General features: G+C 72.5%; 23 protein-coding genes. 15 read left to right on the forward strand and 8 right to left on the reverse strand.

All coding sequences use genetic code 11. The features are described 5' to 3' along the window. Positions 1-236 precede the first annotated feature (236 nt). From J116_RS12790 to J116_RS12810, 5 genes are all read left to right on the forward strand, one after another. Entirely contained in the window at positions 237-1,091 is an 855-nt protein-coding gene (locus tag J116_RS12790; protein ID WP_023587471.1) for a winged helix-turn-helix transcriptional regulator, read from the forward strand. Positions 1,092-1,115: 24 nt separating this feature from the next. Further along, on the forward strand, positions 1,116-2,144 hold the full coding sequence (locus J116_RS12795; RefSeq protein WP_023587472.1) for a LacI family DNA-binding transcriptional regulator: 1,029 nt from the start codon (positions 1,116-1,118) through the stop codon (positions 2,142-2,144). 158 nt (positions 2,145-2,302) lie between these two features. Next, positions 2,303-3,298, forward strand: a complete 996-nt coding sequence (locus tag J116_RS12800; protein WP_028963994.1) for a S1C family serine protease — start codon at positions 2,303-2,305, stop codon at positions 3,296-3,298. A 22-nt stretch (positions 3,299-3,320) separates the two neighbouring features. After that, entirely contained in the window at positions 3,321-4,055 is a 735-nt protein-coding gene (locus J116_RS12805; protein WP_023587473.1) for a response regulator transcription factor, read from the forward strand. After that, complete coding sequence (locus J116_RS12810; protein ID WP_023587474.1) at positions 4,052-5,521, forward strand: sensor histidine kinase; 1,470 nt, start codon at positions 4,052-4,054, stop codon at positions 5,519-5,521. Before J116_RS12805 ends, J116_RS12810 begins: the two co-directional genes overlap by 4 nt. On the opposite strand, the gene J116_RS12815 is transcribed toward J116_RS12810, so the two are convergent. Beyond that, positions 5,501-6,367, reverse strand: a complete 867-nt coding sequence (locus tag J116_RS12815) for a phosphatidylinositol-specific phospholipase C (protein ID WP_023587475.1) — start codon at positions 6,365-6,367, stop codon at positions 5,501-5,503. The two genes, J116_RS12810 and J116_RS12815, sit on opposite strands and share 21 nt — an antisense overlap. A 97-nt stretch (positions 6,368-6,464) precedes the next feature. Then, complete coding sequence (locus J116_RS12820; protein ID WP_028963997.1) at positions 6,465-8,288, reverse strand: bifunctional metallophosphatase/5'-nucleotidase; 1,824 nt, start codon at positions 8,286-8,288, stop codon at positions 6,465-6,467. A gap of 254 nt (positions 8,289-8,542) precedes the next feature. Here J116_RS12820 and J116_RS12825 point away from each other — a divergent pair, with 254 nt between their 5' ends. Both J116_RS12825 and mshD read left to right on the forward strand, forming a co-directional pair. Then, complete coding sequence (locus J116_RS12825; RefSeq protein WP_023587477.1) at positions 8,543-8,923, forward strand: hypothetical protein; 381 nt, start codon at positions 8,543-8,545, stop codon at positions 8,921-8,923. 176 nt (positions 8,924-9,099) lie between these two features. After that, entirely contained in the window at positions 9,100-10,071 is a 972-nt protein-coding gene (gene mshD / locus J116_RS12830; RefSeq protein WP_023587478.1) for a mycothiol synthase, read from the forward strand. A gap of 70 nt (positions 10,072-10,141) precedes the next feature. On the opposite strand, the gene J116_RS12835 is transcribed toward mshD, so the two are convergent. Then, positions 10,142-10,531, reverse strand: coding sequence for a VOC family protein (locus J116_RS12835; RefSeq protein ID WP_023587479.1), 390 nt, complete (start codon positions 10,529-10,531; stop codon positions 10,142-10,144). Positions 10,532-10,909: 378 nt separating this feature from the next. Between J116_RS12835 and J116_RS12840 the strand changes: the two genes are divergently transcribed. The 7 genes from J116_RS12840 to pstB all read left to right on the forward strand — a co-directional run bounded on the left by J116_RS12840 (position 10,910) and on the right by pstB (position 19,107). Continuing rightward, positions 10,910-13,150 (forward strand): RNA degradosome polyphosphate kinase, encoded by a 2,241-nt coding sequence (locus J116_RS12840; RefSeq protein WP_028963999.1) that lies wholly within the window; start codon positions 10,910-10,912, stop codon positions 13,148-13,150. After that, positions 13,137-14,099 carry a CHAD domain-containing protein gene (locus J116_RS12845; RefSeq protein WP_023587481.1) on the forward strand — a complete coding sequence of 321 codons (963 nt, stop codon included), beginning with the start codon at positions 13,137-13,139 and terminating at the stop codon, positions 14,097-14,099. The genes J116_RS12840 and J116_RS12845 overlap by 14 nt, the downstream gene beginning before the upstream one ends. After that, on the forward strand, positions 14,096-14,671 hold the full coding sequence (locus J116_RS12850) for an NUDIX hydrolase (RefSeq protein ID WP_023587482.1): 576 nt from the start codon (positions 14,096-14,098) through the stop codon (positions 14,669-14,671). Before J116_RS12845 ends, J116_RS12850 begins: the two co-directional genes overlap by 4 nt. A 280-nt stretch (positions 14,672-14,951) precedes the next feature. Continuing rightward, positions 14,952-16,082: a phosphate ABC transporter substrate-binding protein PstS gene (gene pstS, locus J116_RS12855; protein ID WP_023587483.1), complete on the forward strand. Its 1,131-nt coding sequence runs from the start codon at positions 14,952-14,954 to the stop codon at positions 16,080-16,082. A gap of 105 nt (positions 16,083-16,187) precedes the next feature. Then, positions 16,188-17,186, forward strand: a complete 999-nt coding sequence (gene pstC, locus J116_RS12860) for a phosphate ABC transporter permease subunit PstC (protein WP_023587484.1) — start codon at positions 16,188-16,190, stop codon at positions 17,184-17,186. After that, a complete protein-coding gene (gene pstA / locus J116_RS12865; protein WP_023587485.1) occupies positions 17,183-18,262 on the forward strand; it encodes a phosphate ABC transporter permease PstA in 1,080 nt (359 codons plus the stop codon). The genes pstC and pstA overlap by 4 nt, the downstream gene beginning before the upstream one ends. 68 nt (positions 18,263-18,330) lie before the next feature. Then, complete coding sequence (gene pstB, locus J116_RS12870) at positions 18,331-19,107, forward strand: phosphate ABC transporter ATP-binding protein PstB (protein ID WP_023587486.1); 777 nt, start codon at positions 18,331-18,333, stop codon at positions 19,105-19,107. Positions 19,108-19,301: 194 nt separating this feature from the next. On the opposite strand, the gene J116_RS12875 is transcribed toward pstB, so the two are convergent. Together J116_RS12875 and J116_RS12880 are read right to left on the reverse strand one after the other, a co-directional pair. After that, positions 19,302-20,300, reverse strand: coding sequence for an inorganic phosphate transporter (locus J116_RS12875; RefSeq protein WP_023587487.1), 999 nt, complete (start codon positions 20,298-20,300; stop codon positions 19,302-19,304). A 6-nt stretch (positions 20,301-20,306) separates the two neighbouring features. Further along, on the reverse strand, positions 20,307-20,927 hold the full coding sequence (locus tag J116_RS12880; protein WP_023587488.1) for a DUF47 domain-containing protein: 621 nt from the start codon (positions 20,925-20,927) through the stop codon (positions 20,307-20,309). 190 nt (positions 20,928-21,117) lie between these two features. Here J116_RS12880 and J116_RS12885 point away from each other — a divergent pair, with 190 nt between their 5' ends. After that, a complete protein-coding gene (locus tag J116_RS12885) occupies positions 21,118-21,471 on the forward strand; it encodes a metal-sensitive transcriptional regulator (protein ID WP_023587489.1) in 354 nt (117 codons plus the stop codon). A 435-nt stretch (positions 21,472-21,906) separates the two neighbouring features. On the opposite strand, the gene J116_RS12890 is transcribed toward J116_RS12885, so the two are convergent. The 3 genes from J116_RS12890 to J116_RS12900 all read right to left on the reverse strand — a co-directional run bounded on the left by J116_RS12890 (position 21,907) and on the right by J116_RS12900 (position 24,221). Further along, entirely contained in the window at positions 21,907-22,575 is a 669-nt protein-coding gene (locus J116_RS12890) for a maleylpyruvate isomerase family mycothiol-dependent enzyme (RefSeq protein WP_023587490.1), read from the reverse strand. Between the two features lie 167 nt (positions 22,576-22,742). Then, entirely contained in the window at positions 22,743-22,937 is a 195-nt protein-coding gene (locus J116_RS12895; RefSeq protein WP_023587491.1) for a hypothetical protein, read from the reverse strand. 204 nt (positions 22,938-23,141) lie between these two features. Further along, entirely contained in the window at positions 23,142-24,221 is a 1,080-nt protein-coding gene (locus tag J116_RS12900) for a hypothetical protein (protein ID WP_023587492.1), read from the reverse strand. Positions 24,222-24,386 lie beyond the last annotated feature (165 nt).

Consider the following 24,386-nt stretch of genomic DNA (forward strand, 5'->3'; position numbering starts at 1 on the left):
GTGTTTTCCCGCCTTTGTTACGGACGGGTGAACGATCGCTCTCAAAGGCGCAAGGGCCGCCGCAGGACCGAGAAGGAAGCAGTGCCGCAACGTCCTCGCACGGACCGAGGAGGAACCGACGTTATGGGCGAGCCGACCGCGCACGACCGGACGACGACCAGCAGGACGACGCCCCGGGCCATCCAGGAGCCCGGGGCGACCGAGGCCACGCAGGCGACCCTGGCGGGTGGGACACGATGAGCTCTCTGCTGCTGCTGACCAACGCGCTCCAGCCGTCGACCGAGGTGCTCCCCGCACTCGGGCTGCTGCTGCACCAGGTGCGGGTGGCGCCCGCCGAGGGCCCCGCCCTTGTGGACACCCCCGGCGCCGACGTGATCCTCGTGGACGGCCGCCGCGACCTGCCGCAGGTGCGGTCGCTGTGCCAGCTGCTCCGCTCCACGGGCCCCGGCTGCCCGCTGCTCCTGGTCGTCACCGAGGGCGGTCTCGCCGCCGTCACGGCCGACTGGGGCATCGACGACGTGCTGCTCGACACGGCGGGGCCGGCGGAGGTCGAGGCGCGGCTGCGGCTCGCCATGGGCCGGCAGCAGATCACCGCCGACGACTCCCCGATGGAGATCCGCAACGGCGATCTGTCGGTGGACGAGGCGACGTACAGCGCCAAGCTGAAGGGCCGGGTCCTGGACCTCACCTTCAAGGAGTTCGAGCTGCTCAAGTACCTCGCGCAGCACCCGGGCCGGGTCTTCACGCGCGCGCAGCTCCTCCAGGAGGTGTGGGGGTACGACTACTTCGGCGGCACCCGCACGGTCGACGTCCACGTGCGGCGGCTCCGCGCCAAGCTGGGCCCCGAGCACGAGTCGCTGATCGGCACCGTACGGAACGTCGGGTACCGGTTCGTGGCGCCCGAGAAGGCGGAGCGCGCCGCCGACGAGGCGCGGGGCGTGGCGCGGGCCGAGCCGCGCGCGGGAGCCCGGACCGGAGCACGTGCCGGAGCACACGCGGAGGCCCACGGCAAGGAGGCGGCGCCGGAAGTCCTCCGGATGGCGGAAGGGAAAGATCCACGGGAAGCGGCCGCACGACCTGCCCAGAGGTAGGTCACCCCGCGTAGACTGCCGCGCGTGGCCAAGGTGACGCGGGACGACGTGGCACGACTTGCGGGTACTTCCACCGCGGTCGTGAGCTACGTCATCAACAACGGACCCCGGCCGGTCGCCCCGGCCACGCGCGAGCGTGTCCTCGCCGCCATCCAGGAGCTGGGCTACCGGCCCGACCGGGTTGCCCAGGCGATGGCGTCGCGGCGCACCGACCTCATAGGCATGATCGTCCCCGACGCTCGGCAGCCGTTCTTCGCGGAGATGGCGCACGCCGTGGAAAGAGCCGCCGCCGACCGGGGGAAAATGGTCCTGGTCGGCAATTCGGACTACCGCGACGAGCGGGAGATCCACTACCTGCGCGCGTTCCTGGGAATGCGGGTCGCGGGTCTGATCCTGGTCAGCCAGGGCATGAGCGAGCGGGCCGCGCAGGAGATCGAGGCGTGGGACGCGCGGGTCGTCCTGCTCCACGAGCGCCCGGAGGCGCTGGACGACGTGGCGGTGGTGACCGACGACATCGGCGGCGCCCAGCTCGCCACCCGCCACCTGCTGGAGCACGGCCACCCGTACGTGGCGTGCCTCGGCGGCACGGAGGCGACGCCGTCCGTCGGCGACCCGGTGGCCGACCACATCGAGGGCTGGCGCCGCGCGATGCGCGAGGCGGGCCGCTCCATCGAGGGACGGCTGTACCAGGCGGAGTACAACCGGTACGACGCGTACGAGACGGCCCTGAAGATCCTGTCGGGCCCCGACCGGCCGCCCGCGATCTTCTGCGCCACGGACGACCAGGCGATCGGCGTGCTGCGCGCGGCGCGGGAGCTGCGGCTCGACGTGCCGGGGGACCTGGCGGTGGCCGGGTTCGACGACGTGAAGGAGGCGGCGCTGACGGACCCGCCGCTGACGACGATCTCCTCGGACCGGCCCGCGATGGCCCGCGCGGCGGTGGACCTGGTGCTGGACGACGGGCTGAAGGTGTCGGCGACGCGCCGGGAGCGGGTGAAGTCGTTCCCGTCGGCGCTGGTGATCCGCCGCAGCTGCGGCTGCGACGGCGCGTAGGGCCACCGGCGCGGCCGCGCGGCGCGTAGCCGCCCGGCCGCGACCGCGCGCGTCCAGCCGCCAGAGCAGTCCTGGAACGGCCCGTGCGTACCCGCTTCTCGGGCCGCTCTCAGGGTGCCTTCAGGAACCTCTCATCTTCGCGCGACACAGTCGGTGGCATGACGGAACGCAGCGCCGCCCCGCAGGGGAACGAAGGACCGCAGCCGTACGCCGGGTTCCGCACCGGACCGGTCTGCCCGCCGCCGCCCGCGTACCCGCAGTCCGCCGCCGGGCACGGGCGGCGCCGCAGGGCCGGGCGGACGGTCGGGCTGATCGCCGCAGCCGCGCTCGCGGCCGCCGCCCTCGGGGGCGGGGCGGGCGCCCTGGCGCAGAACCTCGTCGGCGGTGCCACGGCGGCCGCCCCCGCCCAGGTCGCCGGGACGGCGCTCGCCCGGTCGGGCACCGGTACGGTCGCCGGGGTCGCGCGGGACGTGTCGCCCAGCATCGTGGAGATCGAGGCCGCCACCGGCTCGGGGCGGTCCACCGGCTCCGGGGTGGTCATCTCGGCGGACGGCGAGGTCGTCACCAACCACCACGTGGTCTCCGGCGCCTCCGAGGTCCGGGTCCGGCTCGCGGACGGCACGGCGTACACCGCCGACGTGGTGGGCGGTGACGCCGGCACGGACCTGGCGCTGCTGAGGCTGCGCGGCGCGAAGGGCCTCAAGGCGGCGGTGCTCGGCGACTCCTCCCGGGTCCGCGTGGGCGACCAGGTCGTCGCGATCGGCTCTCCCGGGGGCCTGACCGGCACGGTGACCAGCGGCATCGTCTCCGCCCTCGACCGGGAGGTGAGGGTCGGCGGGGACGGCGGCCCGGAGAGCCGGGGCGGGCCGTACGACAGCACGGACGCGCCGAGGACGACGGGCGGAACGACGTACGGGACGACGGGCGGAACGACGGACAAGGCGACGTACAAGGCGATCCAGACCGACGCGTCCCTCAACCCGGGCAACTCCGGCGGCGCCCTGACCGACATGCGGGGCGAGGTCATCGGCATCAACTCCGCCATGTACGCCCCCAGCGGCGCCACGGGCCCGGCGGCGGGCAGCGTGGGGCTGGGGTTCGCGATCCCCGTGAACACCCTCAAGGCCCGTCTGGACGCCCTTCGCGGCGCCTGACGCACGTGCGACGCTGATCCGCATGAACACCACCGCCGAGCCCGACCGCATCCTCGTCGTCGACGACGAGCCCGCCGTCCGCGAAGCGCTCCGCCGCAGCCTGGCCTTCGAGGGGTACGGGACGCTGACCGCCGTCGACGGCCTCGACGCGCTGGACAAGATCGGGACGTACGCGCCCGGCCTCGTCGTCCTGGACATCCAGATGCCCCGCATGGACGGGCTGACCGCCGCCCGCCGCATCCGGGCGTCCGGCTCCACCGTGCCGATCCTGATGCTCACCGCCCGCGACACGGTCGGCGACCGGGTCACCGGCCTCGACGCGGGCGCCGACGACTACCTGGTGAAGCCGTTCGAGCTGGACGAGCTGTTCGCCCGGATCCGCGCGCTGCTGCGGCGCAGCTCGTACGCGGCGGGCGCGTCGGGGCCGGGCGGGGGCGACGGCCCCGGCCAGGTGCTGGCCTTCGGGGACCTGCGGATGAACCCGGCCACGCGTGAGGTGACGCGCGGCGGGCGGCAGGTCGAGCTGACGCGGACGGAGTTCACCCTGCTGGAGATGTTCCTGGCGCACCCGCGCCAGGTCCTCACCCGGGAGCAGATCCTCAAGGCCGTGTGGGGCTTCGACTTCGAGCCGACCTCCAACTCCCTGGACGTGTACGTGATGTACCTGCGCCGCAAGACCGAGGCGGGCGGCGAGCCCCGGCTGGTCCACACGGTGCGCGGCGTGGGGTACGTGCTGCGGGAGGGCGGCGGCGAGTGAGCCAGGACCCCGTGCCTCCGCCGGCGCCCGGTCCCGTACGGCGCTTCCGCGCGCTGCCGCTGCGCTCCCGGCTGGCGCTGCTGACGTCGCTGGCCGTGGCGGTGGCGGTGGCGGCCGTGTCGGTGGCGGCCTGGCTGCTCACCCGGGAGCAGCTGCGGGACGAGCTGGACCGGTCGCTGGAGAACACGGCGGCGCCGCGGGAGCAGGTGGTGGACGCGCTGGTGCGGTGCCGGGCCGGGGTGTCGCCGGAGCCGCCCGCGCCCGGCCAGGCCGGTTTCGCGTACACGCAGCTGGTCGGGGCGGACGGCGAGCGGTGCGTGGCCCGGTACTCGCGGGCGGTGCGGGTGACGCGGGAGGACATGGACGTCGCGGCGGGGCGGGCCGAGGAGGCGCTGCACACGTCGTCGACGGACAGCGGCGAGGCCGTGCGGGTGCACACGGTCCGCGAGACGGTGACCGTGCCGGGGGTGGCGCAGCGGGTGACCGTCGCCGTGTCGCTGGCGCGGCCGCTGACGGAGGTGGACGCGGCGCTGAGCAGGCTGGCGCTGCTGCTGACCGCGCTGGCGGGGATCGGTGTGGTCGGCGCGGGCGCGGCGGGCCTGTGGGTGGCGCGGGCCGGTCTCAAGCCGGTGGACCGGCTGACGGGCGCGGTGGAGCACGTGGCGCGCACCGAGGACCTGACGGTGCGCATCCCGGTGGAGGGCGAGGACGAGATCGCCCGGCTCTCGCGGTCGTTCAACGCGATGACGGCCGCGCTGGCGTCGTCCCGGGACCGGCAGGGGCAGCTCATCGCGGACGCCGGGCACGAACTTCGGACGCCGCTGACGTCGCTGCGGACCAATGTGGAACTACTGGCACGGATCGAGGAGACCGGCCGGGCGATCCCGGTGGAGGACCGGCGGGCGCTGATGGCGTCGGTGAAGGCGCAGATGACGGAGCTGGCGGCGCTGATCGGCGACCTCCAGGAGCTGGCGAGGCCGGACGCGGTGGCGCAGGGCCGCCTGGAGGTGGTCGCGCTGCACGAGGTGCTGGACCAGGCGCTGGGCCGGGCGCGGCTGCGGGGCCCGGAGCTGGAGTTCACCCGGGACGTGCGGCCCTGGTTCGTACGGGCGGAGCCCGCCGCGCTGGAGCGGGCGCTGGTGAACGTGCTGGACAACGCGGTGAAGTTCTCCCCGCCGGGCGGCACCGTGGAGGTCCGCCTGGTGGACGGCGTACTGACGGTGCGGGACCACGGGCCGGGCGTCGCGGAGGAGGAACTCCCGTACGTTTTCGACCGGTTCTGGCGCTCCCCGTCGGCCCGCTCGCTCCCCGGCTCGGGCCTGGGCCTGTCCATCGTGGCCCGTACGGTCCGCCAGGCGGGCGGCACGGTGGCCCTGACCCGCGCGGAGGGCGGCGGCACCCGCGCGGAGATCCGCCTCCCGGGCGCACCGACACCGCCGCCGGGGTCAGTTGTGCCGCAGGAGTGAGGCGATCAGGCCGGGGCGGGTGTTGGGGAAGTCCATGGGGATGATGCCCAGGCCGCGCCAGGTGGTGGTTTCCGCACTGTCGAGGAGGGTGTGGACGCGGGGGTTGAGGCGGTCGGCGTTCCAGCGCGGCGGGAGGAGCGCGGCGGTGGAGACGTGGTTGACGTACAGCCGGCCGGGCTGCGTGGCGGCCTTGCGGAAGTGTGCCTCGATCTTCGGCCACTTCGCGGTGGGCTCGGCCATGTAGTCGTCCTGCACGTCGAACAGGGCGCCGTCGCCCCAGCGGACGCCGGGCAGTCCCGCGTTGTCGGCGAGGAGGACGACCCGGCCCCGGGCCTCGCCGAGGAGGGGCAGTCCTCCGCCGATGCGGAAGAGGGGCCGCCAGCCCTTCGTGTCGAGGTAGCGGTCGAAGACCTGGCGGAAGACCGTGTCGCTCTCCTCGGAGTACTCCTGCTTGACCCGCATGAGGACGGTCTCGGTGGGGTGCGCGGCGAGGAAGGCGCGGCAGGCGGCGAGGACGTCCCCGAACATCTGGTTCTGGTAGTACGCCCCGTGGTGGATGGCGAAGGAGTCGCCGGTGACGCGGCAGCGGATGTCGAGGTAGCGGACGCCGCTGTCGAGCTGCTGGGCGACGCTCGTGTTCTGGCAGGCCACCCAGAGGCCCCCGGCGGGAGCGGCGGAGTTGTGGGTGCCGGGGATGGTGAGGGCGCGCAGCGGGGCCGCGTCGGGGTGGGCGCCCATCCAGTCCTGGAGGCCGAGGGTGCGGGCGCGGGCGCGGGCCGGGGAGGCGCCGAGGGCGAGGGCGGTGCCGGTGGCGGCCGTGAGGAAGCCGCGTCGGGTCAGGGCCATGCGCCGGATTATGACGCGTACGCGACACACAGAGAAGGCGGCGGGACGCGGAGCGGGGGCGGACCCGGATGGGCCCGCCCCCGCTTCGTACGGCGTGTTACTTGACGACCGTGATCCGGTCGGCCGCCGGCGGCGTCAGCGGGGCGTCCGCCGAGGAGTGCGCGCCGAGGTAGGCGATGAAGACGTCCAGGTCGGAGGCGCCGACCAGCTTGTTGGCGCCCTGGCCGAGCGCGGCGAAGCCGTCACCGCCGCCGGAGAGGAACTCGTTCATCGCGACGCGGTAGGTCTTGGCCGGGTCCAGCGGCAGGCCGTTCAGCTTCACCGAGGAGACGTCGACGCGGGCGGCGCCGGTCTTCGTCATGTCCAGGGTGTAGGTGAAGCCCTTCGAGACCTGGAGGATCTTCGGGGAGGCCTCGTTGGAGCCGCTGACCTGCTGCTGGAGCGCGGTGATGATCTGCGCGCCGGTCAGGTCGACGGTGGTCATCATGTTGGTGAACGGCTGGACGGTGTACGCCTCGCCGTACGTGACGATGCCGTCCGTCGCCTCGGTGCCCGAGCGGGCGTGGACCAGGTCGGCGCGGATGCCGCCCGGGTTCATGAAGGCGATCTGCGCGCCGCCCTTGTCGGCCGGGGCGAGGGCCTCCAGCTGCGCGTCGGCGATCAGGTTGCCGAGCGGCTTCTCGTACGCGCTCGAACCGCGGCCGTCGATGTTCGCGGCGATGTGGCCCACCGGGCGGCCGGCGATCGGCGCGGCCAGGGCGTTCCACTTGGTGATCAGGTCCGTCATGTCCGCGGCCTTCGGCACGTCACGGGTGACGACGTGGTTCGCGGAGGCGACGGCCGTGCGGACGATGTCCTTGGTGGCGCGGTCGTACGTGAGGGTCGTGTCGGTGTACAGCTTGCCGAACGAGGCCGCCGAGGTGACCGTGCGCGGCTTGCCCGCCGGGTCCGGGATGGTGCAGGCGTACGCCTGGTGGGTGTGGCCGGTGACCAGGGCGTCGACCTGCGGGCTGAGCTTCTTGGCGATCTCCGCGACCGGGCCGGAGATGCCGTCGCCCGGGCCTGGGCTGTCGCAGTCGTAGTTGTACGCGGAGGAGGCGGGGGCGCCGCCCTCGTGGATCAGGGCGACGATGGACTTGACGCCCCGGCGCTCCAGGATCTTCGTGTACTTGTTGATCGTCTCGACCTCGTCGCCGAACTTCAGGCCCTTGATGCCCTCGGCGTTGACGATGCCCGGGGTGCCCTCCAGGGTCACGCCGATGAAGCCGACGCGGACGCCCTTCTTCTCCCAGATGAAGTAGGGGTCGAGGACCGGCTTGCCGGTCTTCTCGTCCGTGACGTTGGCGGCCAGGTAGGGGAACTGGGCGCCCTCGTACGTGGTGCCCTCGGCGCAGCCGTCGGTGGGGTGGCAGCCGCCGTTCTGGATGCGGGCCAGCTCGGCCGCGCCCTCGTCGAACTCGTGGTTGCCGACGGAGCTGACGTCGAGCTTCAGCTTGTTGAGCGCCTCGATGGTCGGCTCGTCGTGGAACAGGCCGGAGATCAGCGGGGAGGCGCCGATCATGTCACCGGCAGCCGCGGTGATCGAGTACGGGTTGTTCTCGCGGGCCTCGCGCAGGTGCGTGGCGAGGTACTCGACGCCACCGGCCTTGATCTTCTCGGTGGTGCCGTCCTCGTGGCGGTGGGTGACCTCGCCGGAGGAGCCGGCCGGGGGCTCCAGGTTGCCGTGCAGGTCGTTGAAGGAGAGCAGCTGCACGTCGACGGTGCGGCCAGTCGCCTTCTTGCCGTACGTCCAGTCGCTCGCGCCGCTCTCCTCGGCCGCACCGGCCGGGAGCGCCGCCACGAGAGCGCCGAGGGTGGCGATTCCGGCCGCGGTGGCGAGTATCCGCCGCCCCGTCCGCTTCTTGTGTCGTGTCACTGCCATCTGTCCGCTTTTCCCCTTTTGACACCACATGACCTTATGTGTCGTCAAGTGACGCCGAGGCCATGGCTCCTGGTCTGCCGAGCGCAGCCTAAGGTCAACGCGCGTAGCGCAACAGGGGGGATCGGGTTACGACCTGGTTGCCATCACCTGCCGCTTCCGGGCGCGCCGCACCCGCGCCGGACCGCAAGGATCAGGCCATGCTCCGGCCGGGCCGCGGTTGGCACTCTCCGCGCCTACGACCAGGGGAGGGCGTCATGGGGACGACAGCGTCGAAGGGGTCCGGGCTCGGCGGCGCCGGCTCGGGCGTGCTCTTCGGGGGCCTGACCGCGGCCGTGTCCCTCACCGCCATCGGGAAGGCGTGGGCCGCCTGCGACATCGGCGTCAACGCGTCGGCCAACAACCTGACCCTGCTGTTCCTCACCCCGCTCCTGTGGATCGCCGCCGCGGTCCCGTGGACGGCCCTGTACCGCACCCTGGGACGGCGTCACCGCGGGGCGGCGCCGGCCGCGGGGCTCGCGTTCAGCCTGTGGTTCACGTGGCTCGCCGTGACCCGGCTCGGCATGCCGGACGACCACCCCGCCTCGTTCTGCCCGGACAACGTGCCGCCGTGGTGGCCGGGTTTCCTTCCCGCGTGACCGTACGGGCGCGGACCCGGCGCGCGCGCGTGACCGTACGACGGGGCCCCGGCGCGGTCCCGCGCGCCCGCGTCCGACCGTACGGCGCGAGTGCCGCCCGGCCGGCGGCGACGACCTCGTACCACCACCCCCACGAAGCCGGGCCGTCCCCAAAGACAGGGCCTACGCTCGTATCCATGACCACTGACGTTCGCGCAACAGCCCCCGAGGCGGGACGCCGCATCGAGATCCTCGACGAGCTCACCCCCGACCAGGCCCAGGACGTCCTCGACCTGCTCGCCGACGCCGCCCGCACCGACGGCATGCAGGCGGTGTCCGAGCAGGGCAGGCTCCAGCTGAAAGCCTTCATCGCGGCGCGCGGCGACTCCGGCGAGGGCGGCGGCCGCCGGGAAGGCGTACGGCACCTGCTGCTCCTCGTCTCCGACCGGCTCGTCGGCTATGCCCAGCTCGAGGACACCGACCCGGTCGAGGCCCCCGCCGCCGAACTGGTCGTGGACCCCGCGATGCGCGGCCGCGGCCACGGGCGGGCGCTCGGCTCCGCGCTGCTCGCCGAGTCCGGCAAGCGGCTGCGGGTCTGGGCGCACGGCGGCAAGTCGGCCGCCCGCCACCTGGCGCAGGTGCTGGGCCTCACGCTCTTCCGCGAGCTGCGCCAGCTGCGCCGCCCGCTGGCCCCGCTCGGCATCCCCGAGCCGGTCCTGCCGCCCGGGATCACGGTCCGTACGTTCGTGCCCGGCCAGGACGACGCCGCGTGGCTCGCGGTCAACGCCGCCGCGTTCGCCCACCACCCGGAGCAGGGCGCGCTGACCCAGCGGGACCTGGACGACCGGAAGAACGAGCCGTGGTTCGACCCGAAGGGCTTCTTCCTCGCCGAGCGCGAGTCCGACGGCGCCCTGGTCGGCTTCCACTGGACGAAGACCCACGCCGAGGAGCGGCTCGGCGAGGTGTACGTGCTCGGCATCTCCCCCGACGCGCAGGGCGGCGGCCTCGGCAAGGCGCTCACCGCGATCGGCCTGCGCCACCTCGCCGCGCAGGGCCTGCCGACGGCGATGCTCTACGTGGACGCCGACAACCCGGCGGCGCTGCGCGTGTACGAGGGCATGGGCTTCACCACCCACGAGGTGGACCTGATGTACCGCACGGAGACCTGACCGGAACAGCCGGAAGGGGCGCCGTCCCGTGACGGCGCCCCTCGGTCGTCCTCCTGGCCGCGTCGAGCCCCTACGGGGCCAGCGGCTCGAGCCTGCGGTGCAGCAGGCAGAACTCGTTGCCCTCGGGGTCGGACAGGACGTGCCAGTTCTCGGCGCCGGTCTGGCCGATGTCCACGGGCCTGGCGCCGAGCGCGAGCAGCCGCTCCAGCTCGGCGTCCTGGTCCCGGTCGGTGGGGTTGACGTCGATGTGCAGGGGGAGCTTCCCGGCCCGCGGGGCGGTGCTGGGGCTGAGGATCAGGGTCGGCTGCGCCCCGCCGAACCCGGCGTCGGGCGGCCCGATCTCGATGCTGCCGTCGTCCTCCCGGCCCAGCTCGACATAGCCGAGGACCTCGCTCCAGAACACGGCGAGCCGCTCGGGATCGGCGGCGTCCAGGACCAACTCGCTGATGCGGCATGCCATGCCCGCCAGTGTACGAACCACTCAGCCCGGCCGCCGGTAGACGACCACACCACTCTCGGCGTGGACCCGCTGCCAGCCCTTCGCCCGGGCCACGCGTACGACCGCGGTCGCCGCCCGGCGCGGGGGCCGCGCGGGTCCGCGGAGCGCGTTCCGCGGGGCCGGACGCCGGGGCCCGGCGCCGGAGGGCGGCCACCGTGGGTGAGGGGCGGACACGCCCTGTGCACACTCCGCCCGCACCCCGACGCACCCGGGACGTCACGTCCTCGTTACCGATCATTCAGACACGCTTGCGAAGCTCGGCCAATGAAGCCCGCCGTGTCCGCCTTCACGGCCCGCTCCGACGCGCCTGACCTGCCTCTGGCGCGGAAGAATGGTGTCATGAGCCAGCAGCCCGCAGAGGTCCCGGTCCCGCAGGTACAGCCGTCCGCCCCGCACGCGCAGCAGCCGTCCGCGGGGTCCATAGCCGCGCGGCGGCCCGGCGGCACGCCCGCCTCCGGGCTCGCGCCGGACATCGACGCCGACCTCGACGCGTACGACGTGGACGGCGTGCGCGCCGAGCTGCCCGAGGGGCGGTTCCTCGACCGCGAGCGCAGCTGGCTCGCCTTCAACGAGCGCGTGCTCGAACTGGCCGAGGACTCCACGACCCCCCTCCTGGAGCGGGCGAACTTCCTCGCGATCTTCGCCTCGAACCTGGACGAGTTCTTCATGGTCCGGGTCGCCGGCCTGAAGCGCCGCATCGCCACCGGCGTCGCCACCCGCTCCGCGTCCGGGCTCCAGCCCCGCGAGGTGCTCGACCTGATCTGGACCCGCTCCCGCGAGCTGATGGCCCGTCACGCCGCCTGCTTCCAGCAGGACGTGGCGCCCGCGCTGGCCGACGAGGGCATCCACCTGATCCGCTGGCCCGACCTGACGGAGAAGGAGCAGGCGCGGCTGTTCACGCTGTTCCGGCAGCAGATCTTCCCGGTCCTCACCCCGCTCGCCGTGGACCCGGCGCACCCCTTCCCGTACATCTCCGGCCTCTCGCTCAACCTGGCCGTCGTCGTCCGCAACCCGGTCAGCGGCCACCGCCACTTCGCGCGCGTCAAGGTGCCGCCGCTGCTGCCGCGGTTCCTGGAGGCGTCCCCGCAGCGGTACGTGCCGCTGGAGGACGTCATCGCCGCGCACCTGGAGGAGCTGTTCCCCGGCATGGAGGTGCTGGCGCACCACATGTTCCGGGTGACCCGCAACGAGGACCTGGAGGTCGAGGAGGACGACGCCGAGAACCTGCTCAAGGCCCTGGAGAAGGAGCTCATGCGGCGCCGGTTCGGCCCGCCGGTGCGGCTGGAGGTGGAGGAGTCCATCGACCCGTACGTCCTCGACCTGCTCGTACGGGAACTGAAGGTCTCCGACGCCGAGGTGTACCCGCTGCCGGGGCCGCTCGACCTGACCGGCCTGTTCGGGATAGCCGGGCAGGACCGGCCCGAGCTGAAGTACCCCAAGTACGTGGCCGGGACGCACCGCGACCTGTCCGAGGTCGAGTCGGCGTCCGCGCCCGACATCTTCGCCGCCCTGCGCGAGCGGGACGTGCTGCTGCACCACCCGTACGACAGCTTCTCCACGTCCGTGCAGGCGTTCCTGGAGCAGGCCGCCGCCGACCCGGACGTCCTCGCCATCAAGCAGACGCTGTACCGCACCTCCGGCGACTCCCCGATCGTGGACGCCCTGATCGACGCCGCCGAGTCCGGCAAGCAGGTCCTCGTCCTGGTCGAGATCAAGGCCCGCTTCGACGAGCAGGCCAACATCAAGTGGGCCCGCAAGCTGGAGGAGGCAGGCTGCCACGTCGTGTACGGCCTGGTCGGCCTCAAGACCCACTGCAAGCTGTCGCTGGTCGTCCGCCAGGAGGGCGAGCTGCTGCGCCGGTACTCCCACGTCGGCACCGGCAACTACCACCCCAAGACCGCCCGCCTCTACGAGGACCTCGGCCTGCTCACCGCCGACCCGCAGGTCGGCGCCGACCTGTCGGACCTGTTCAACCGGCTGTCCGGCTACTCCCGCCGCGAGACCTACCGGCGCCTGCTCGTCGCGCCCAAGTCGCTGCGCGACGGCCTCGTCTCGCGCATCCACAACGAGATCGTCCACCACCGGGCCGGTCGCCCGGCGTACGTCCGCATCAAGGTCAACTCAATGGTGGACGAGGCGGTCATCGACGCCTGCTACCGCGCCTCCCAGGCCGGAGTCCCCGTCGATGTGTGGGTCCGCGGCATCTGCGCGCTGCGCCCCGGCGTCACCGGGCTCTCGGAGAACATCCGGGTCCGCTCCATCCTCGGCCGGTTCCTGGAGCACTCCCGCCTCTTCGCCTTCTGCAACGGCGGCGAGCCCGAAGTGTGGCTCGGCAGCGCCGACATGATGCACCGCAACCTCGACCGCCGCATCGAGGCGCTGGTGCGGGTCGCCGACCCGGCCCACCGCGCGACCCTCACCCGCCTGCTGGAGACCGGCATGGCCGACTCGACCGCGTCGTGGCACCTCGGCCCCGACGGCGAGTGGACGCGGCACGCGACCGACGCGGACGGCCGGCCCCTGCGGCACGTCCAGGAGATGCTCATAGACGCCCGGAGGCGCCGACGTGCACAACCCTGACCACCACCAGGCGACCGCCGGTGAGGTCCTGGCGCCGTACCTCCACGCCCGGGCGAACGACTTCCTGCGGGCCCTGCGCACCCACACGGAGAGCAGCGGCACGGACACGGCCGGCGCGGAGGAGGCCACCAGGTCCCTGCGGGCCGCCGCCCGGCGCATCAGCGGGACGCTGCACACGTTCCGCCCGGTCCTCGACGGGGCGTGGGCGGACGGGCTGCGCTCCGAGCTGGCCTGGCTGTCCGGCACGCTCGCCCAGGAGCACGCCTGCACCTCCCGGCTCGTCCGGCTCGTGGACGCCCTGTCCCGGCTGACCGGCGGGCCCGTACCGGCCCCGAGGGGCTCCCGTACGGGTGGCTCCGGCGCGCGGGGCGCGGGCGAGACGATCGCGATGGGCGCCGCCCGCGCGGGAGCCCTGCTGGAGCGGCAGATCACCCTCGCCCGTACCCGGGCCCACTCGGCGGCCCTGGAGGCGCTGGGCTCGTCCCGGTTCCACGCGGTGGCCGACGCGGTGGCGCTGCTGGCGTCGGAGGTGCCGTTCGGGCCCGCCGCGAAGTCGCCCGCCGAGGAGATCCTGCCGGTCCCCGCCGAGACGGTGGAGCGGCGCCTCCTGGACGCGGTCGCCGCCCTGCCGATGAGCCCCGCCGTGGGCGGCGAGCACCAGGACGGCCCCTGGCACCAGGTGCGGCTGCTGCTGCGGCTGCACCGGTACGCCTTAGAGGTACGGTGCGCCCCGGTGCCCGAGCTGTACGAGGCGGCGACCGCGCTGGACCGGCACCGGGACGCCGCCGACGCCGCCGCGGCCGCGGCCACCGCCGCCCGTACGCCGCGCATCGCCCCGGCGACCGCGTACACGCTCGGCGTGCTCCACGCCGACCAGCGGCACGAGGTGGAGGCCGCCCGGATCGCCTTCCACCGCGCCTGGCGCCGCACGGCGGTGACCACGCCATGACGGGCGGCGCGGGCGGCCCCGCGGGCGGCACGAAGGGCTCCGGCGGCGGTACGGGCGGCGGCCCCCGGCCCGGCGGCGGTACGGGCGCCTCCGGCGGCGGCCCCGGTGTCGTACGGGCGGCCGGCTGCGTCCTGTGGCGCCGCGCGCCCGGCTCGCCCACCCGCACCGACGCCGACGCCACCACAGCCGAAGCCGCCGACCCCACCGCAGCCGCAGCCGCAGCCGCCGACCCCGTCGAGCTGTGCCTGATCCACCGCCCCAAGTACGACGACTGGTCCTTCCCCAAGGGCAAGCTCAAGCCCGGCGAGGACCTGCTCTCGGCGGCCGTGCGCGAGGTACGGGAGGAGACCGGCCACGCCTGCCGCCCCGGCGTCCGCCTGGGCACCGTCCGCTACCGGGTGCGCGAGCGCCACAAGGTGGTCACGTACTGGGCCGCCGAGGCGGGCCCCGGCACCTTCGTGCCCGGCAAGGAGGTGGACACCCTGCGCTGGCTCCCGCCCGGTGAGGCGCGCGACCTGCTGTCCCACCCGCAGGACCGGCGCCTGGTCACCTGGTTCCTCGCGACGCTGTAGGTGACGGATCCGATGCGCGGGGCACCAGGGGTACAGACCCACCGTGGCAAACACCGACAGGGACCCTCACCGGCACTTACGACATGGTTCACCTGGCGTTCACTCTCCCCCGTCGGCCGCTTCACCTGATCTGCCTAATTTCGGCCGTACAAGGTGACCGACAGACGCCACCACCACCCACCCCGACACACGCCGTCGTACAACCGGCCATGGACATGGATCACCACGACCAGCCCCCTACGGCCACCAGCTCGGCGGTTACTGGAAGGAACACCCGAAAGTGAAGCTTCATCGCAAGACCGGGCTTCGCGCCACCGCGCTCGGCGCCCTCGCCGTCTCCGGCGCCCTGGTTCTCACGGCGTGTGGTTCGGACGACAACACGAACCCGAGCGGGGAGAAGAAGCCCACGGCCGCCTCGGACGTGAAGTGCGACGGCGCGAAGGGCCAGCTTCTCGCGGCGGGCTCGACCGCCCAGAAGAACGCCATGGACCTCTGGGTCAAGAACTTCCAGGCCGCCTGCTCCGGCGTCGAGGTGAACTACCAGGCCATCGGCTCCGGCGGCGGCATCACCAAGTTCAACCAGGGCCAGGTCGCGTTCGCCGGCTCCGACTCCGCGCTGAAGGAGGAGGAGGTCGCCGAGTCGCAGAAGATCTGCAAGGGCGGCAAGGGCATCAACCTCCCGATGGTCGGCGGCCCCGTCGCCATCGGCTACAAGCTGGACGGCGTGGACAGCCTCGTCCTCGACGCCTCCACCCTCGCCAAGATCTTCGACTCGAAGATCACCAAGTGGAACGACCCCGCCATCGCCAAGCTGAACCCGGGCGTCAAGCTGCCCGACGTGGCGATCCAGGCCTTCCACCGCTCCGACGAGTCCGGCACCACGCAGAACCTCGGCAAGTACCTGAGCGAGGCCGCCCCGGCCGACTGGAAGCACGACCCGAAGACCAAATCGTGGCCCGCCCCCGGCGGCCAGGCCGCGAACGGCTCCTCCGGTGTCGCCGCCGCCGTCAAGGACACCAACGGCGCGATCGGCTACTTCGAGCTCTCCTACGCCAAGGCCAGCAGCATCAGCACGGTCAAGCTGAACACGGGCGCCGCCCAGCCGGTCGAGGCCACCACGGAGAACGCCTCCAAGGCCATCGCCGCCGCCAAGATCAAGGGCACGGGCAACGACCTGGCCCTGTCCCTCGACTACAAGACCAAGGCCGAGGGCGCGTACCCGATCATCCTCGTCACCTACGAGATCGCCTGCGACAAGGGCAACAAGGCGGAGACGCTGCCGACCCTGAAGGCGTTCCTCAACTACACGGTCAGCGACGAGGGCCAGAAGCTGCTCTCCGACGCCGGTTACGCCCCGCTGCCGGCCGAGATCGCGGCCAAGGTCCGCGAGATCGTCCCCACGCTCTCCTGACGACCCCGCCGGGACCGGCCCTCTCCCCCTGGGCCGGGCCGGTCCCGGCATCCGGTGCACCGCCGCCAGGAGCCACCACGGCTCCGCAGACCGGAGAACTCAACGATGGCCACAGCCACCACCCACACGCCACCGCCTCCCGGGCCGCACGACACAACGCCCCCGAAGGCCTCCGCCCCGTCCCAGGCGGGTGACCGGATCTTCCGCGGACTGTCCCGCGGCTCCGGCATCACCCTGCTGGTGATCATGGCGGCGATCGCCGTCTTCCTCACGTACCGCGCGATCCTCGCCATCGCCGAGAACGAGGGCAACTTCCTCACCACCTCCGAGTGGAACCCGGCGGGCGACCCGCCCGTCTTCGGCATCGCCGTCCTGGCCTTCGGCACGATCGTCAGCTCGATCATCGCCATGGTCATCGCCGTGCCGGTCGCCATCGGCATCGCGCTGTTCATCTCGCACTACGCGCCGCGCAAGCTCGCCGGGCCCCTCGCCTACGTCGTGGACCTCCTCGCCGCCGTCCCCAGCATCATCTACGGCCTGTGGGGCGCGATCTTCCTCGTCCCGTACCTGGGCGGCCTCAACAAGTGGCTCGACCAGTACCTGGGCTGGACGTACATCTTCGACAAGTCCGGCGAGGGCGTCGCGCGGAACATGTTCACCGTCGGCATCCTGCTGGCGATCATGATCCTGCCGATCATCACCAACGTCACCCGTGAGGTCTTCCTCCAGGTCCCGCGCATGCACGAGGAGGCCGCCCTGGCCCTCGGCGCGACCCGCTGGGAGACCATCCGCATGTCGGTCCTGCCGTTCGGCCGCTCCGGCATCATCAGCGCCTCCATGCTGGGCCTCGGCCGCGCGCTCGGCGAGACGATGGCCGTCGCCGTCGTCCTGTCGCCCAGCTTCATCATCTCCGGGCGCCTCCTCGACCCGGGCGGCGGCACGTTCGCGCAGAACATCGCCGCCAAGTTCAACGAGGCGAACGAGTACGGCCGCGACGCCCTGATCGCCTCCGGCCTCGTCCTCTTCCTCATCACGCTGCTGGTCAACGGCGCCGCCCGGTGGATCATCGCGCGCCGCAAGGAGTACTCGGGGGCCAACGCATGAGCCACGTCATCCAGGACAAGCGCCCGGCCGCCGCCCCCACGCGCCGCCGCTCCCCGCTCGCCCACGCCCGCATGCCGCGCTGGGCCCCGGCCGCGATAGCCGTCGGCTCCATCGCCGCCGGTGTCGGCATCGGCCTCGCCGCGGGCTGGGAGAGCCGCGTCCAGTGGGGCATGATCTCCGCCCTGCTGTTCATCCTCGCCACGTACGTCATCACCACCAAGGTGGAGAACGCCCGCCAGGCCAAGGACCGCGTCGCGACCAGCCTCGTCTGGGTCTGCTTCGTCCTCGCCATCGTCCCGCTCGCCTCCCTCTCCTGGGTGACGGTGAGCAAGGGCATGGAGGTCCTCGACGGGTACTTCCTCACCCACTCGATGAACGGCGTCCTCGACGCCGAGATGGGCGGCGGCGTCTACCACGCGCTGCTCGGCACCATCGAGCAGGTCGCCATCGCCGCGGTCATCGCCGCCCCGATCGGCATGCTCACCGCGATCTACCTGGTCGAGTACGGCAGGGGCAAGCTCGCCCAGGCCGTGACCTTCTTCGTCGACGTCATGACGGGTGTCCCGTCCATCGTCGCGGGTCTCTTCATCCTCGCCACCTGGAACCTGATCCTCGGCTTCGGTCCCTCCGGCTTCGCCGGCTCCATGGCGCTGGCCATCCTGATGATGCCGGTGGTCGTCCGCTCCACGGAGGAGATGCTCAAGCTCGTCCCGAACGAGCTGCGCGAGGCGTCCCTCGCGCTGGGCGTCCCCAAGTGGAAGACGATCCTCAAGGTGGTCCTGCCGACCGCGATCGGCGGCATCACCACGGGCGTCATGCTCGCGATCGCCCGTATCACCGGCGAGACGGCCCCCGTGCTGCTCCTCGTCTTCGGTACGAAGCTGATCAACCCGAACCCGTTCGAGGGCGCCCAGGCGTCGCTGCCGCTCTATGTGTACGAGCAGTACGCCGTCGGTACGGACGCCGCCGTGGCCCGCGCGTGGGCAGCGGCGCTCGTACTGATCGCCTTCGTCATGATCCTCAACCTGGTGGCCCGCGGCATCGCCCGCTGGAAGGCCCCGAAGACCGGCCGCTGAGGCCACGACCCCCGGCTCCGCGCCCGGCATCCCGCCGGACAGCGGCGCACACTTGGAAGTGATTGAAGATGGCCAAGCGAATCGACGTCAGCGGCCTCTCCGCGTACTACGGCAACCACAAGGCGATCGACGACATCTCGATGACCGTCGAGCCCCGCTCCGTCACGGCCTTCATCGGCCCGTCCGGCTGCGGCAAGTCCACCTTCCTGCGCACCCTGAACCGGATGCACGAGGTCACCCCCGGCGGCCGCGTCGAGGGCAAGGTGATGCTGGACGACCAGAACCTGTACGGCAAGGACGTCGACCCCGTCGCCGTGCGCCGTACGGTCGGCATGGTCTTCCAGCGGCCCAACCCCTTCCCCACCATGTCGATCTTCGACAACGTGGCGGCGGGCCTGCGCCTGAACGGCAACTACCGGAAGTCCGAGCTGGGCGACGTCGTGGAGCGCTCCCTCAGGGGCGCCAACCTCTGGAACGAGGTCAAGGACCGCCTCAACAAGCCGGGCGCCGGTCTCTCCGGCGGCCAGCAGCAGCGCCTGTGCATCGCCCGCGCCATCGCCGTCGAGCCCGACGTGCTGCTGATGGACGAGCCCTGCTCCGCCCTGGACCCGATCTCCACCCTGGCGATCGAGGACCTGATCGGCGAGCTGAAGGAACAGTTCACGATCGTCATCGTGACCCACAACATGCAGCAGGCGGCCCGCGTCTCCGACCGCACCGCGTTCTTCAACCTCGCGGCGGTCGGCCAGCCGGGCAAGCTGGTCGAGATCGACGACACGGACCGGATCTTCTCCAACCCGTCGGTCCAGGCCACCGAGGACTACATCTCCGGCCGCTTCGGCTGATCCTCCCGCCCCACAGGCGTCCTGCGGTGCTGCATGGCGGTGCCACCGCATGACGAAGGGCCCGCCCTCTCGCTCCCGGAGAGGGCGGGCCCGCTTCGCGTCCGGCGGCCGTACGGCCCTGGCCCGGCCCCGGCGCCCGTACGGCCTGACGGCGGGGGCAGCCGCAGACGGCCCGTACGGCCCGTACGGGCCGGTCAGCCGAAGAAGATCTGTACGGCGAAGAAGCTCACCGCCGCCACCGCCGCGGCGGCCGGCATGGTGATGAACCAGCCAAGGACGATGTTCTTCGCGACGCCCCAGCGGACCGCGTTGACCCGCTTGGTCGCGCCCACGCCCATGATCGCGGACGTGATGACGTGCGTCGTGGAGATCGGCGCGTGGAACATGAACGACGCCGTGTACATGACGGACGCCGCCGTCGTCTCCGCGGCGAAGCCCTGCGGCGGGTCCAGCTCGATGATCCGGCGGCCCAGCGTCCGCATGATCCGCCAGCCGCCCGCGTACGTGCCGAGCGACAGCATCAGCGCGCTGGCGACCTTCACCCACAGCGGGATCGGGTCACCGGCCTGCTCGACGTCCGCGATGACCAGAGCCATCACGACGATGCCCATCGTCTTCTGGGCGTCCTGGAGGCCGTGGCCCAGCGCCATTCCGGCGGCCGACACGGTCTGCGCGATCCGGAAGCCGCGCTTCGTCTTGTGCGGTCCCGACTTGCGGAAGATCCACATGATCGCGGCCATCACCAGATAGCCGATGATCAGGCCGACGAACGGGGAGATGAACATCGGGATGACGATCTTCTCCAGCACCCCGCCCCAGATCACCTCGGTGCCGCCCGCCAGCGCCGCGCCGACCATGCCGCCGAACAGGGCGTGGGACGAGGAGGAGGGCAGCCCGAAGTACCAGGTGATCAGGTTCCAGACGATGGCGCCGATCAGCGCGGCGAAGAGGATGCCCATCCCCTTGTCGCCGGTCGGCGTGGCGATGATGCCCTCGCTGACCGTCTTGGCGACGCCGCTGCCCATGAAGGCACCGGCGAGGTTCATGACCGCCGCCATCACCAGCGCGGCTCGCGGCGTGAGCGCCCGGGTGGACACGGACGTGGCGATCGCGTTCGCCGAGTCGTGGAAGCCGTTCGTATAGGTGAAGAAGAGCGCGACCCCGATGGTCACGACCAGAGCGAAGGTGTCCACGGGACCTCAGGACTCCTTGACGGCGATGGTCTCCACCGTGTTCGCCACGTGCTCGAAGGCGTCGGCCGCTTCCTCCAGTACGTCCACGATCTGCTTCAGCTTCAGCACCTCGATGGCGTCGTACTTGCCGTTGAAGAGGTGGGCGAGCAGCTTGCGGTGGATCTGGTCGGCCTGGTTCTCCAGACGGTTGACCTCGATCCAGTACTCGGTGAGGTTGTCCATCGTCCGCAGGTGCGGCATCGCCTCGGCGGTCAGCTCGGCGGCCCTGGCCAGCACCTCGATCTGCTGCTCGACACCCTTCGGCAGCTCCTCGATGTTGTAGAGGACGACGAGGTCGACGGCCTCCTCCATGAAGTCCATGATGTCGTCGAGCGACGAGGCGAGGGCGTAGATGTCCTCGCGGTCGAAGGGCGTGATGAAGGAGGAGTTCAGCTGGTGGAAGATCGCGTGGGTGGCGTCGTCCCCGGCGTGTTCGGCCGCCCGCATCCGCTCCGCGATCTCGGCCCTCGCGGACGCCTCCGCTCCCAGCAGTTCCATCAGGAGCTTCGAGCCGGTGACGATGTTGTCCGCCGACGCGGAGAACATGTCGTAGAAGCTCGTCTCCCGGGGGGTCAGACGAAAGCGCACGTGGGGTCCTTCGGTGCATGGATGTCGGTCAGGCTGATGCTAGGCGCATCATCCGGCCACGGCGAACCGGCGTTCCTCAGTGTCGCCCATCGGGCACAGTGAACAGAACCGACCCCGCACAATCCCGCGAGGATCGGTACCATATACCCGCGAGGGGTATACCCACCCTTTGCGGACAACGGGAGGACCCATGACGACCACCGAGCCGGCCGGCCTTCCGGTCGCGGAGCCCGTCGAGGCCCACGGTGACCACGGTCACGCGGTGCACGGGTACCACGACCAGAAGGCCGAGCACCTCAAGCGGCTGCGCCGGATCGAGGGCCAGATCAGGGGCCTTCAGCGGATGGTGGACGAGGACGTCTACTGCATCGACATACTCACCCAGGTCTCGGCGTCCACGAAGGCGCTCCAGTCCTTCGCGCTCCAGCTGCTGGAGGAGCACCTGCGCCACTGCGTCGCGGACGCGGCGGTGAAGGGCGGCGACGAGATCGACGCGAAGGTCGAAGAGGCCACAAAAGCGATCGCGCGGATGATGCGCACGTGACTGCTGGACCTGTCCGAATCTGATCGCCGTGCACCTCCGCGCGGCGCCGCCGGGCAGCCTCCCGGGCAGCCCCCGGGCAGCGTCCGGTACGGCCCCTACGGGCGGGCCCGAGGCCGGTGCGGCGCCCCGCACGCGGCAGGCCCCGGAGGCGTACGGCCCCTGCGGCTGAGCCCCGGCCGGTACGTCGCCCCGCAGCGGGGCCCGGTCCAGGCGGTACGGCTGCCCCTCCGGTGCGGGCCCTGGGGCAAGGCTCCGGGTACGGCTCCCCATCCCGTGCGAGCCCCCGGGGGCAAGGCTCCGGGTACGGCTCCCCATCCCGTGCGGGCCCGGCGGGGGCAAGGCTCCGGGCAGGGGCGCCCGCCCCCGGCACCGCCACCGCCCCAGGGGCACGACCCGTCCCGGTACGGCCTACGGCGGGGCGGCGACCCGGCGCGGTCACCCCGGTACGCAACGGCCGCGGAGCAGCTCGGCGCCATCGCCCCGCAGCTCGGCGCAGTACGCCGCGCGTCCGGTCATCGCCATCACCAGGGCGAGGGTGGTGCCGGAGACCAGCGGCCCGGACCCCGCGGTGAACGGCCCGTCGTCCGCGACGAGCCTCAGGCCCCGGACGCGCCCCTTGGCGAGCACCACGAGGTCCGAGCCCTGGTAGTACTCGGCGAGCCGGGTGAGGACGTCGACCGGGTACGCGCGCCGGATGCCGAGCGGGCGCCGGATGTCCTCGCCGTGCACGACCGTCTCGCCGAGCATGGCCACGACGGGAAGGGGCGGCTTGGTGGTGCTCGCCACCACGCGCCGGAACCTCTCCAGCGTCTCGGCGGGGGTCGCGCCCAGTTCTTCGGCCAGCCGCATGGCCACCTGCCGGTCGAAGTCGAACCGGCAGCGGATCACCCCCGCCATCCACCGCACGGTGTCGAGGCTCGCGCCCGCGGTGAGGTGCGCCAGCACCTCGCGGACCGACAGCCCGGCGCACAGCGACGGCGTCGCCCACCGTTCGTCGGCCAGTTCCGCGAGATCCGCCGCGAGGGCGGCCCGCTCGGCGCGGACCGTCGGCCACAGTCCGGCCCCCTGCCGGCGCGGTTCGGTGGTCGGTTCTGGATGAGTCATACGATGGCCTCTCCTGTCACGGCAGTGCCCTGGCCGCCACCGGTACGCGCCAGAAGTCGGCGTCCGGCAGGCGGAAACGTCCAAGGGGAGACCGCCGGCCCGGCCCGAAGTCATCGCCGGAACGCGAAAAGTTCCCGGAACCGACCGGGACCAGGTGCGGTTCCTGGTCAGGCGCCCGGCGTGGGCCCGCTCGGGGGCTCCGTACCGGGCGACACCTTCAGCACCTCGTCGATCCGGTCGGCGCTGAGCCGCTCGCCGTCCGTGGTGGAGGCGGCGATCATCAGCTCGCCGCACAGCTCGATCTCGGCGAGGGCCACGTGGTCCTGGAGGGTCTTCGCACTGAGGAGCAGGAGCGGGGCCACGCGCGTTCACCTCTTCCAGCCGGTGTCGGCTTCCCAGCGTAGGGAGCGCGACACGGTCCGCGCATGACACGTCCGGACCATTCGCGGGCCACCCAGAGGGCCTCCCCCGCGCCCCCTCACCCCCCGGTCACCACCCCGAGCCCCCGCTGTACGCGACCGCCCCCACGCGTACCCCCGCCCCCGTCAGCGAAGGGCCGGAGCCCCTCAGGAGCGGGTGGCGGTCGCGCAGCCGTCCGCCGTTTCGCCGCGTGTGCCGATCGGCTTGCTGCGGTCGTACGGGTCCACCTGACCGGCTGTGCCGGAGGGCTGCTCGTCGGCCGCGCCGAAGGGCGGTACGAAGTAGCCGGTGGGGCCGGAGCATCCGCCGTTGGTCATGTCGAGCGCGTACGAGACGAGGGACGCCGTACCCTGCTCGGTGATCACCTTGGCCGGGTCGTCCCAGCTCATCACCACCTCGCGCCGCACGATCGTACGGACGACCTCGGCGTCCGGTCCGCCGTCACCCGCTGCCGGGGTGACCGGGTAGACGAAGGTGACGTCCGCCGTCACCTCCACCGCCCCCCGGCGCCCTTCCCGGTACGTGAGCCGACCGCGGGTCTTGACCACGTCACCGACCAGCCGCGCCTGGTCCGGCCGGAAGCGGCTGAACAACAGCAGCGGGTCGGTCCCGGGGGTGGGCGCCGACGACGACAGGGCGGTACGGAGGTACTCCTGGACGTCCTTCTGGTGCGGGTTGAGCAAGGCGATCGCCCTCGTGGGCGGCTCGCCGCGCAGCACGCCGGGGTCGAGCCCGGCGGCCACCAGGAAGTCCCGGCTCCGCCGCAGAGCCCGCTCGACCTGGTCGGCGTCCATCCAGCCGGTGGCCCTGGCCTCCGGCACGGTGATCCCGGCCGCTCCGTCGGCCCAGCGGGCGGCGGGCGAACCCCGGAACGGCTCGGCCAGGGTGGGGCGCGGACCGGACTCGGCGCCGGGCGCCTCCCGGGGCCTCTCCGACTCGGCGGCCAGCGGCACCCCGCCCTCTCCCTGCCCCCCTGACCAGCCGAGGAGCTGCTGCGGGAAGAGCGCCACGGCCAGGACGGCCAGGGCCGCCACGAACCCGGCCACGTACCGGCCCGTGCCGCGCCGGGCCCGGGCCGACGGGTGCGAGCCCCGCCTCTCCGGCCGCCCGGGGCGCTTCGGCGGCCGCGGCCCGGCCTCGCGGTCGTCCGCGGACGGCTCCACGGGAGCCCCGGCCGCGCCGCTCACCGACTCCCGCAGGAAGCGTTCCCACTCCTCGTCAGGCACGGACGATCCGCCCTGTCCCCCAGCCCCGCTCACACCGCACTCCGATCCCGCTCGACGGCTCGACACCTGATGGCGTGGCCTCTCGACCGCCCGGCCGTCGGCACCTCGGCCGCGCACCGGTCGGCCCAGAGCCGCTCGCATGATCACACGGACGGCATCGGGAAA

Origin of the sequence: Streptomyces thermolilacinus SPC6 (genome assembly GCF_000478605.2) — a bacterium.
Lineage (GTDB): Bacteria > Actinomycetota > Actinomycetes > Streptomycetales > Streptomycetaceae > Streptomyces > Streptomyces thermolilacinus.

Coding starts and splice junctions, on each gene's coding strand:
- J116_RS12885 (WP_023587489.1), top strand. CDS start 21,118: ATGACGACCACCGAGCCGGCCGGCCTTCCGGTCGCGGAGCCCGTCGAG.
- pstC (WP_023587484.1), top strand. CDS start 16,188: ATGGCCACAGCCACCACCCACACGCCACCGCCTCCCGGGCCGCACGAC.
- J116_RS12890 (WP_023587490.1), bottom strand. CDS start 22,575: ATGACTCATCCAGAACCGACCACCGAACCGCGCCGGCAGGGGGCCGGA.
- J116_RS12840 (WP_028963999.1), top strand. CDS start 10,910: ATGAGCCAGCAGCCCGCAGAGGTCCCGGTCCCGCAGGTACAGCCGTCC.
- J116_RS12820 (WP_028963997.1), bottom strand. CDS start 8,288: ATGGCAGTGACACGACACAAGAAGCGGACGGGGCGGCGGATACTCGCC.
- pstA (WP_023587485.1), top strand. CDS start 17,183: ATGAGCCACGTCATCCAGGACAAGCGCCCGGCCGCCGCCCCCACGCGC.
- J116_RS12800 (WP_028963994.1), top strand. CDS start 2,303: ATGACGGAACGCAGCGCCGCCCCGCAGGGGAACGAAGGACCGCAGCCG.
- J116_RS12835 (WP_023587479.1), bottom strand. CDS start 10,531: ATGGCATGCCGCATCAGCGAGTTGGTCCTGGACGCCGCCGATCCCGAG.
- mshD (WP_023587478.1), top strand. CDS start 9,100: ATGACCACTGACGTTCGCGCAACAGCCCCCGAGGCGGGACGCCGCATC.
- J116_RS12850 (WP_023587482.1), top strand. CDS start 14,096: ATGACGGGCGGCGCGGGCGGCCCCGCGGGCGGCACGAAGGGCTCCGGC.
- J116_RS12825 (WP_023587477.1), top strand. CDS start 8,543: ATGGGGACGACAGCGTCGAAGGGGTCCGGGCTCGGCGGCGCCGGCTCG.
- pstB (WP_023587486.1), top strand. CDS start 18,331: ATGGCCAAGCGAATCGACGTCAGCGGCCTCTCCGCGTACTACGGCAAC.
- J116_RS12790 (WP_023587471.1), top strand. CDS start 237: ATGAGCTCTCTGCTGCTGCTGACCAACGCGCTCCAGCCGTCGACCGAG.
- J116_RS12805 (WP_023587473.1), top strand. CDS start 3,321: ATGAACACCACCGCCGAGCCCGACCGCATCCTCGTCGTCGACGACGAG.
- J116_RS12815 (WP_023587475.1), bottom strand. CDS start 6,367: ATGGCCCTGACCCGACGCGGCTTCCTCACGGCCGCCACCGGCACCGCC.